A 9,365-nucleotide genomic window follows, 5' to 3' on the forward strand; every position below is an offset into this window, starting at 1 on the left:
ACGTCTTTGTGGCCGTGTTCGGTTGCCCGAACGTAAGAGCAGGGGTCCGGCCGGGTCAATGACCGTGCACGGCCTTCCTCACGGATACGTACCGAGTCGTTACCCGCGGTGACCGGTGTGCCCCGGCACGCCGGATTTTCCGGTCACCCCTTCTCGCCCCTCCTCGCCCCTCTTCCCGCCTTCCCGCCTCCACGTCTTCCCGCCTTCACGTCTTCACCCAGCGGTACTGCAGCTCCGGCCGTCCCACCTGTCCGTACTGCGGGCTGCGGTCCGCCCGGCCGGTGTGCACCAGGTGTTCCAGATACCGCCGGGCGGTGATCCGCGAGATACCGACGGCCTCCGCCACGCCGGTCGCGGTCAGTCCCGTAGCGCTGCCGCGCAGCGTACGGGTGACCTTCTCCAGGGTCGGCCCGCTCAGCCCCTTCGGCAGGGCGGCCGGACCGGGCGCCCGGAGCGTGGCCAGGGCGCGGTCGACCTCGTCCTGGCCGCTGGCCTCACCGGCGGCGGCGTGGAACTCGGCGTAGCGGACGAGCCGGTCCCTGAGGGTGGCGAAGGTGAACGGCTTGAGCACGTACTGCACGACCCCCAGCGACACGCCCTCCCGCACGACCGTGAGGTCGCGCGCGGACGTCACCGCTATGACGTCCGCGTGGTAGCCGGCGGCGCGCAGTGAGCGGGCCAGCTGCAGGCCGTGGACGTCCGGCAGGTGGAGGTCGAGGAGGAGGAGGTCCACGGCGGTGCGGTCCAGCGCCCGCCTGGCCTCCGCGCCCGTGTGCGCCTTGCCGACCGGGGTGAACCCCGGCACGCGTCCCACGTACAGGACGTGCGCGTCCGCCGCGACGGGGTCGTCCTCGACGACCAGGACACGGATGTCGGGCCGCGCGGAAGGAGCACTCACGGGGTACCTCCGTACGGCGTGGGCGTGGGCGTGGGCATGGGCGTGGGCATGGGCGTGGGTATGGGCTCGGGTTCACGTGCCGGCTCGGGCTCAGGCACGTGATCGGGGACGGGCCCCGGTGCCGGCGCGGACCCGGCCCCCGGGCCGATGTCCGTTCCGGGGGCGGCCGGAGGCGTCGCCCCCTCCGGAGGCGTGGGCGGCAGGGGCAGGTGTACCTCGAAGGACGCGCCGCCGCCCGGGGCCGACGCCACCGTGAGGGTGCCGTCGTGGCGGGCCACCGCCTGCCGTACGAGGGCCAGGCCGAGGCCCCGCCCGCCGGGGCCCGCCGGCTTCGTGGACCAGCCGCGCTGGAAGACCTCCTCCGTGTGGGCCGGGTCCACCCCCGCCCCCGTGTCGGTGACCCGCAGGACGAGGTTCGCCGTGTCCGCGAGTGCGGTGACCGTGACCCGGGCGCCGGCCGAGCCCTGGGCCGCGTCGACGGCGTTGTCGATCAGGTTGCCCAGGACCGTCACCAGGTCACGGGCGGTGAGGGACTCCGGGAGCAGGCCGTCGTCGATACTGCTGTCCTCGGAGACCACCAGTTCCACACCGCGCTCGTTCGCCTGGGCGGTCTTGCCCAGCAGCAGGGCGGCCAGGACGGGCTCGCTGACCGCCGCGACCACCTGGTCGGTCAGCGCCTGGGCCAGCTCCAGCTCGGCCGTGGCGAAGTCGACGGCCTCCGCCGCCCGGCCCAGCTCGATCAGCGAGACGACCGTGTGGAGCCGGTTCGCCGCCTCGTGGGCCTGCGAACGCAGCGCCGTGGTGAACCCGCGCTCGGAGTCCAGCTCGCCCATCAGGGACTGCAGCTCGGTGACGTCGCGCAGGGTCACCACCGTGCCCCGGCGCTCGCCGCCCGACACCGGCGAGGTGTTCACGACGAGCACCCGCGACTCGGTGAGGTACACCTCGTCCACCCGCGGTTCCCCCGACAGCAGCGCCCCCGTGAGCGGAGCGGGCAGTTCGAGCTCCGCCACCGAGTGGCCCACCACGTCGCCGTCCACCCCGAGCAGCTCGCGCCCGCCGTCGTTGATCAGGGCCACCCGGTACTGCCCGTCCAGCATCAGCAGCCCCTCGCGCACCGCGTGCAGCGCGGCCTCGTGGTAGTCGTGCATCCGGCTGAGCTCGGCCGCGTTCATCCCGTGGGTGGAGCGGCGCAGCCGGGCGTTGATGACGTACGTCCCGACGGCGCCCAGCGCCAGCGCCGCCGCGGCGACCCCGACCAGGGCCTTGACCTGGCCCTCGACCCGCTGGCTTATCTCGTCGACCTTGATGCCCGCGCTGACCAGGCCGACGATCCGGCCGCCGTCGTGGATCGGCGTGACGGCCCGCACGGACTCGCCCAGGGTGCCGGTGTAGGTCTCGGTGAAGGACTCGCCGAGCAGCGCCCGCTCCGTGTGCCCGAGGAAGTGCTTGCCGATCAGCTCCTCGTTGGGGTGCGTCCAGCGGACACCCTCCGGGTCCATGATCGTGACGAAGTCGACCTGTGCGCCGCGCTGCACCGCGAGCGCGTACGGCTGGAGCGTCCTCGTCGGGTCCGGGGTGCGCACGGCCTCCCGTACGGAAGGGGAGTCGGCGACCGATTCGGCCACCCCCATGGCCTGGCGTCCCGCCGCGTCCTCGGCCTGGCTGCGGTCGCTGACGTACGTGAAGAGCGCGCAGCCCGCGACCACGACCGCCACCAGTACGGCCTGCATGGCGAAGAGCTGGCCGGCCAGGCTGCGGGGCCGGGGGACGCGGGGGAGGCGCATAGGAACAGTCTGCCTGGCCGGAAATGCGTGAACGTAATGAACGGAAGGGTGACCGCCCTCACACGCCGGGAGATAGTCACCGCAACCCCCGGACGTGAGCCGCACGCCGGATGATGCCGACGACGTCGTCAAGGAGGGCAGCCGTGACCAGCACACCCGATACGGCACCTGCCGCTCCCGCCGCCAAGCGGGACCGCACGCACTATCTCTACATCGCGGTGATCATCGCCGTGGCCGCCGGTATCGCCGTGGGTCTGATCGCCCCCGACTTCGCCGTCGAGCTGAAGCCGATCGGCACCGGCTTCGTCAACCTGATCAAGATGATGATCTCGCCGATCATCTTCTGCACCATCGTCCTGGGCATCGGCTCGGTGCGCAAGGCCGCCAAGGTCGGCGCGGTGGGCGGCATCGCGCTCGGCTACTTCGTGGTCATGTCGTTCGTCGCGCTGGCCATCGGCCTGGTCGTCGGCAACATCCTGGAGCCCGGCACGGGTCTCGCGGTGACCGACGCGGTCAAGGAGGCGGGCCAGGGGCAGGTCACCGAGGCGAAGAACACCGAGGAGTTCCTGCTCGGGATCATCCCCACGACGATCGTCTCCGCGTTCACCGGCGGCGAGGTCCTGCAGACCCTGCTCATCGCGCTGCTCGCCGGGTTCGCGCTGCAGGCCATGGGGTCGTCCGGCGCGCCGATCCTGCGCGGCATCGAGCACATCCAGCGGCTCGTCTTCCGCATCCTCGCCATGGTGATGTGGGCGGCGCCCATCGGCGCGTTCGGCGCGATCGCGGCGGTGACCGGCTCGGCGGGCGTGGACGCCCTCAAGAGCCTGGCCGTCCTGATGCTCGGCTTCTACGTCACCTGCTTCCTCTTCGTCTTCATCGTGCTCGGCGCGATGCTGCGGATCGTCGCGGGCCTGAACATCCTCGCGCTGTTCAAGTACCTGGGCCGGGAGTTCCTGCTGATCCTGTCCACCTCCTCCTCCGAGTCCGCGCTGCCGCGGCTCATCGCGAAGATGGAGCACCTGGGCGTCAGCAAGCCGGTGGTCGGCATCACCGTCCCGACCGGCTACTCCTTCAACCTCGACGGCACCATGATCTACATGACCATGGCCTCGCTGTTCATCGCCGACGCCATGGGCACGCCGATGTCGGTCGGCGAGCAGATCCCGCTGCTCCTCTTCCTGCTGGTCGCCTCCAAGGGCGCGGCGGGCGTCACCGGTGCCGGTCTGGCCACCCTGGCGGGCGGCCTCCAGTCCCACAAGCCGGCGCTGGTGGACGGCATCGGCCTGATCGTCGGCATCGACCGCTTCATGAGCGAGGCGCGCGCCCTGACGAACTTCGCGGGCAACGCGGTGGCCACGGTCCTGATCGGCACGTGGACCAAGGAGATCGACCGGGCCCGGGTCGACGAGGTGCTCGCGGGGAACGTGCCGTTCGACGAGGCGACGCTGCTGGACGACGGACACGGGGGTACGCCCGCCGGGCCGGCGGACGCGCCGGACCGGTCCGGCGACAAGACGCTGGCCAAGGCATAGCCCTGGCCGGCCCCGGGCGGCTGCCCACTTCCCCCGTCGCAGCCGCCCGGCTCACCCGCGGAACCGGCGGCAGCCGGCCGGCTCCCCCCGGCCGGCTGCCGCCGGTTCCGCGCGCTCCGGAAGGGCGCGGGGAACCGCGCGCCGAGTCCTCACCGGCCCGCGGCGCACGAACGAACCGCCCGCCCCGCGCACTCCCTTACCCCTGGTACCTCCGGCTCCCTTACCTCTGGCTCAGTACCTGAGCAGATAGTGCGTACTTGTGGGGAGTTGCGACCCCCGATGACCATGGTCGGCATGACCTCCGACCACGACATCACCACGCGCGGGACCTCCGTCGCCGTCCTCGGACTCGGTGCCATGGGCCGGGCCCTCGCCGCCGCGTTCCTGGCCGCCGGCCACCCCACCACCGTCTGGAACCGCTCCCCGCACAAGGGCGACGAGCTGGTGGCCCGCGGCGCCCGCCGGGCGGGCACCGCCGCCGGAGCCGTACGCTCCGCCGGGCTCGTCGTCCTCTGCGTGGTCGACCACGCAGCGGCCCGGTCCGTCCTGGACACCGTCACCGGCGACCTGCCCGGCAGGGTCCTCGTCAACCTCACCTCGGACACCCCCGCCCGCGCCCGTGCCGCCGCCTCCTGGGCGGCCGGGCACGCCGTCGACTACCTCGACGGTTCGGTCATGGTGCCGGTCCCGCTGGTGGGGCGGCCCGAGGCGCTGATCCTGTACAGCGGCCCCCGCGCCGCGTACGACGCGTACGAGCCGGTGCTGAGGGCGCTGGGCGGCAGGTCCGCCCACGTCGGCGAGGACCACGGGCTCGCCGCCGTCCACGACCTGGCGCTGCTCGACTACTTCTACTCCTCGATCTCCGGCCTGCTGCACGCGTTCGCCCTGGCCGGCGCCGACGGGGTGCGGGCGGCCGACCTCGTCCCGTACCTGGACACCATCACGGGCCTGCTGCCGCACATGGCCGCCGGGGCCGCGCGGGACATCGACACGGGCACCCACCCGGGCGACGACGCCAACCTCGGCATGATGGCGGCCGGTGTCGGCCACGTCCTGGAGTGGGCCGAGCACCGCGGCCTCGACGTACGCGGCCTCCGCCCGGTCAAGGAGGCGTACGACGAGGCCGTCGCCCGCGGTCACGCCGCGGAGAGCTGGACGCGCACGATCGAGTCCCTGCGCGGCACCGGACGGCGGTAGTACGCGGTCCGGCCTCGCCGGTTGCCTTGACGTGGACGTCAAGGAATACCGTCGCGGTATGCGCATCGGCGAGCTGGCGAAGCGGGCCGGGACCACCACGAGGACGCTCAGGTACTACGAGTCGCGGGGGCTGCTGCCCGCGCGGCGCGGGAGCAACGGGTACCGGACGTACGACGAGGACGACCTGAAGCTGCTGCGGCAGATCAGGACGCTGCAGGACTTCGGGTTCGACCTGGAGGAGACGCGGCCCTTCGTGGAGTGCCTGCGGGCCGGGCACCCGGAGGGCGACGCCTGCCCGGCGTCGCTCGCCGTGTACCGGCGCAAGCTGGGCGAACTCGACGCGCTGATCGCCGAGTTGCGGTCGGTGCGCGGGCAGGTCGGCGAGCAGCTGGCGCGGGCCGAGCGGGCGATGGGCGAGCTGGCCGCCGAGGCGGCGGCCCCGGGCGGCCCGGAGCCCGTGTGCGCGGTGTTTCCCCCGGGGACGGTCCCCGGGCTCCCGGTGGACGGGAATCCGGCCGGCGGAAATCCGGCGGCGGCAGCGGAAAGGCGGACACGATGATCGAAGCGGCGGGTGTGGCCGAGGTGACGGACGCGGACTTCGAGGCGGAGGTGATCAGGGCGGATCTGCCCGTACTGGTGAAGTTCACCGCGGACTGGTGCCCGCCGTGCCGGCAGATCGCGCCGGTGCTGAGCGCCATCGCCGCGGAGGAGGGCGAGCGGCTCAAGGTGGTGCAACTGGACGTGGACACGAACCCGCGGACCACGCAGGCGTACGGGGTCCTGTCGATGCCCACCCTCATGGTGTTCCGCGACGGGCAGCCGGTGAAGTCCATGGTCGGCGCCCGTCCCAAGCGGCGGCTGCTGGAGGAGCTGGCGGACGTGCTCTGATCCCTCGCATCGCTCACGAAGAAATCCCCCGCTGGCAATTGCCCGCGGGGGATTTCTTTGCGTATATTCAATGGCTCGCGTCTTGCTTGAAGTACATAGAAGTACATACTTGAAGTCCGTAACGCAAGCCATTAGCAAGTTCACTGCGCACAGTATATCCGGGCGGGAGCGGAATTGTCAAACAAGGTTTCCGACACAGAATCGACCAGTGCGTTCACGGACGATGAATTGCGCCGTGAGCAGGAATTCATCGACGACCTGTACACGCGTGTCGACGCGCTGCGCGGCGGTACCGAGGCATCGGTGACGGACGCCCTCGCGCAGGGCAGCACCCCCATGCAGGCCCGCCTCGAACGGGACGTCCTCGTCGCCGAGCGCTCCGGCCTGCTCGCCGCGCTGAACGCGGTGGACGGCTCGCTCTGCTTCGGCCGGATCGACCTCGCCACCGGTCCCGCACCGGACGGGGACGGCGCAGGACCCGGGGGCCCCGTCCACCACATCGGCCGTATCGGCATCCGCGCCGACGACGCCGAGCGCACCCCGGTCCTGATCGACTGGCGGGCCCCGGTCGCCCGCCCGTTCTACCTCGCCACCGGCCACACCCCCATGGGCCTGCGCCGCCGCCGGCACATCACCACCGAGGGCCGTACCGTGACCGCCCTGCACGACGAGATCCTCGACCTCGGGGACCGGCGGCGCACGGGGCACGAGGACCCGACCGGGGACGCCGTGCTGCTGGCCGCGCTCGACTCCGCCCGCACCGGCCGCATGAGCGACATCGTGCAGACCATCCAGGCCGAGCAGGACCGCATCATCCGCGCCCCGCACCGCGGGGTCCTGGTGGTCGAGGGCGGCCCCGGCACCGGCAAGACGGCAGTGGCGCTGCACCGGGCGGCCTACCTCCTCTACGAGCACCGCGAGCTGCTCGCCAGGCGCGCCGTGCTGATCGTCGGCCCGAACCCCGCCTTCCTCGGCTACATCGGCGAGGTCCTGCCCTCGCTGGGCGAGACGGGCGTCCTGCTCGCGACCGTCGGCGAGCTGTACCCCGGGGTGCGGGCGACCGCCTCCGACACCCCCGCGGCCGCCGCCGTGAAGGGCCGCGCCGACATGGCCGACGTCCTCGCGGCCGTGGTGCGCGACCGCCAGGCGCTGCCCGACCCGGTGATCGCCGTCGAGCACGACCGGGACGTCCTGATGCTCGACGCCGGTCTCGTACGCGTCGCCCGCGAGCGCACCCGTGCGCTGGGGCTGCCGCACAACGTGGCCCGCGAGCACTTCGAGGGGCACATCCTCAACACCCTCACCGACATGCTCGCCGAGCGGATCGGCACGGACCCCTTCGACGGCACGAACCTGCTCGACCCCAGCGACATCACCCAGATCCGCGACGACCTCGCGGACAACCCCGGGGTGTGGTCCGCCGTCGACCGGCTGTGGCCGCGCGTCACCCCGCGGCGCCTGGTCGCGGACTTCCTCGCCGCGCCCGACGCCCACCTCTCCCCGGCGGACGCGGACGCCGTCCGCCGTACGGTCACCCGCGCCTGGACGACCGCCGACGTCCCCCTTCTCGACGAGGCCGCCGAACTCCTCGGCGAGGACGACCGGGTGACGCGGGCCGCCGCCGAGCAGGAGCGGGACCGGCAGGTGGCCTACGCGCAGGGCGTCCTCGACGTCTCCTACGCGTCCCGGACGTACGAGTTCGAGGACCTGGACGCCGAGGACGCGGAGGTCCTGTCGGCGCACGACATCATCGACGCCGAGCGGATGGCCGAGCGCCACGAGGAGGACGACCACCGCAGCGCCGCCGAACGGGCCGCCGCCGACCGTACCTGGGCCTTCGGGCACATCATCGTCGACGAGGCGCAGGAGCTGTCGCCGATGGCCTGGCGGCTGCTGATGCGCCGCAGCCCCACGCGGTCGATGACCCTCGTCGGGGACCCGGCGCAGACGGCCGAGGCGGCGGGGACCGGCTCCTGGGCGGACATCCTGCGCCCCTATGTCGACGACCGCTGGGAGCACGCCCGGCTCGCCGTCAACTACCGCACGCCGTCCGAGATCATGGACGTGGCGGCGGCCGTCCCGCGGGCCGAGCGGCCGGACTTCGAACCGCCGGGTTCGGTGCGGTCGACGGGGGTACGGCCCTGGGCGCGGGAGAGCTCCGACCTGCCCGGCGCCGTGGAGAAGGCCGTCGCGGAGCTCACCCCCGTCGAGGGGCGGCTCGGCGTGATCGCGCCGCGGGAGCTGCACGGTCCGCTGGCCGCGCGGCTCGGCGGGGTGGTGGCGGGGGAGGAGCCGGACCTGACACGGCGGGTCGTGCTGCTCGACCCGCGTCAGGCGAAGGGGCTGGAGTTCGACGCGGTGCTGGTGGCCGAGCCGGGGCGGTTCGGTACGAGCGACCTCTACGTGGCGCTGACGCGGGCCACGCAGACGCTGGGCATCGTGCACACGGAGCCGCTGCCGGCACCCCTGGCGGCCGCGCTGGCGCAGACCGCCTAGGCCCCTTTCGGCCCGGGGGCTCCGCCCCCGGGCCCCGGTCCCCGATGGCCGGACGGGCCGGATCCCCGGCCCGTCCGGCGCGAAGAACCTACGCCGGGCGCAGCCACACCGTCGACAGGGGCGGCAGCGTCAGGCGGATGCTGGCCGGGTGCCCGTGCCAGGCCAGATCGTCCGGCTTGAGAGGGTCGGCGTTGCCGACGCCGCTCCCGCCGTACCGCTCCGCGTCCGTGTTGAGCACCTCGTGCCAGGCGCTCACGTCGTCCGGCACCCCGAGCCGGTACTCGTGCCGCACCACCGGCGCGAAGTTGGACACGGCCAGCAGCGGCGACCCGTCGGCGGCGTGCCGCAGGAACGCGAAGACGTTGTCCTCGGCGGCGTCCCCGGCGACCCATCCGAACCCGGCGGGATCGGTGTCGAGCTCCCAGAGCGCCGGGACGTCCCGGTAGACGGTGTTGAGGTCCCGGACGAGGTCCCGCACCCCCCGGTGGTCGGCCGCCGCCCCGTACGACGGGTCCAGGAGCCACCAGTCGGGACCGTGCGCCTCCGACCACTCGGCACCCTGCGCGA

The 9,365-nt window shown here is 73.0% G+C and carries 8 protein-coding genes; 5 read left to right on the plus strand and 3 right to left on the minus strand.

What is annotated here, in order from left to right; translation table 11 throughout:
* Nucleotides 1-205: 205 nt before the first annotated feature.
* Entirely contained in the window at nucleotides 206-898 is a 693-nt protein-coding gene (locus KM933_RS02605; RefSeq protein WP_221348104.1) for a response regulator, read from the minus strand.
* Nucleotides 895-2,685: a sensor histidine kinase gene (locus KM933_RS02610; RefSeq protein WP_260332918.1), complete on the minus strand. Its 1,791-nt coding sequence runs from the start codon at nucleotides 2,683-2,685 to the stop codon at nucleotides 895-897. The genes KM933_RS02605 and KM933_RS02610 overlap by 4 nt, the downstream gene beginning before the upstream one ends.
* Before the next feature lie 143 nt (nucleotides 2,686-2,828).
* On the opposite strand from KM933_RS02610, the gene KM933_RS02615 reads away from it, so the two are divergent.
* The 5 genes from KM933_RS02615 to KM933_RS02635 all read left to right on the plus strand — a co-directional run bounded on the left by KM933_RS02615 (nucleotide 2,829) and on the right by KM933_RS02635 (nucleotide 8,798).
* Nucleotides 2,829-4,217: a cation:dicarboxylate symporter family transporter gene (locus KM933_RS02615; protein ID WP_221348105.1), complete on the plus strand. Its 1,389-nt coding sequence runs from the start codon at nucleotides 2,829-2,831 to the stop codon at nucleotides 4,215-4,217.
* A 294-nt stretch (nucleotides 4,218-4,511) separates the two neighbouring features.
* Nucleotides 4,512-5,414: an NAD(P)-dependent oxidoreductase gene (locus KM933_RS02620; RefSeq protein ID WP_308013223.1), complete on the plus strand. Its 903-nt coding sequence runs from the start codon at nucleotides 4,512-4,514 to the stop codon at nucleotides 5,412-5,414.
* Nucleotides 5,415-5,472: 58 nt separating this feature from the next.
* Nucleotides 5,473-5,973 (plus strand): MerR family transcriptional regulator, encoded by a 501-nt coding sequence (locus tag KM933_RS02625; RefSeq protein WP_221348106.1) that lies wholly within the window; start codon nucleotides 5,473-5,475, stop codon nucleotides 5,971-5,973.
* On the plus strand, nucleotides 5,970-6,302 hold the full coding sequence (trxA, locus tag KM933_RS02630) for a thioredoxin (protein WP_260332919.1): 333 nt from the start codon (nucleotides 5,970-5,972) through the stop codon (nucleotides 6,300-6,302). Before KM933_RS02625 ends, trxA begins: the two co-directional genes overlap by 4 nt.
* Before the next feature lie 228 nt (nucleotides 6,303-6,530).
* Nucleotides 6,531-8,798, plus strand: coding sequence for a HelD family protein (locus KM933_RS02635; protein ID WP_221348107.1), 2,268 nt, complete (start codon nucleotides 6,531-6,533; stop codon nucleotides 8,796-8,798).
* Nucleotides 8,799-8,886: 88 nt separating this feature from the next.
* Here the strand turns inward: KM933_RS02635 and KM933_RS02640 are convergent.
* The coding region (locus KM933_RS02640) for an alpha amylase C-terminal domain-containing protein (RefSeq protein ID WP_221348108.1) at nucleotides 8,887-9,365 on the minus strand (479 nt) is incomplete at its 5' end.

The sequence above is a fragment of the Streptomyces beigongshangae genome (genome assembly GCF_019710745.1).
GTDB lineage: Bacteria > Actinomycetota > Actinomycetes > Streptomycetales > Streptomycetaceae > Streptomyces > Streptomyces beigongshangae.

Excerpts from the sequence above, each read along its gene's own strand:
- KM933_RS02610 (WP_260332918.1), bottom strand. The coding sequence starts at position 2,685 with ATGCGCCTCCCCCGCGTCCCCCGGCCCCGCAGCCTGGCCGGCCAGCTC.
- KM933_RS02620 (WP_308013223.1), top strand. The coding sequence starts at position 4,512 with ATGACCTCCGACCACGACATCACCACGCGCGGGACCTCCGTCGCCGTC.
- KM933_RS02625 (WP_221348106.1), top strand. The coding sequence starts at position 5,473 with ATGCGCATCGGCGAGCTGGCGAAGCGGGCCGGGACCACCACGAGGACG.
- trxA (WP_260332919.1), top strand. The coding sequence starts at position 5,970 with ATGATCGAAGCGGCGGGTGTGGCCGAGGTGACGGACGCGGACTTCGAG.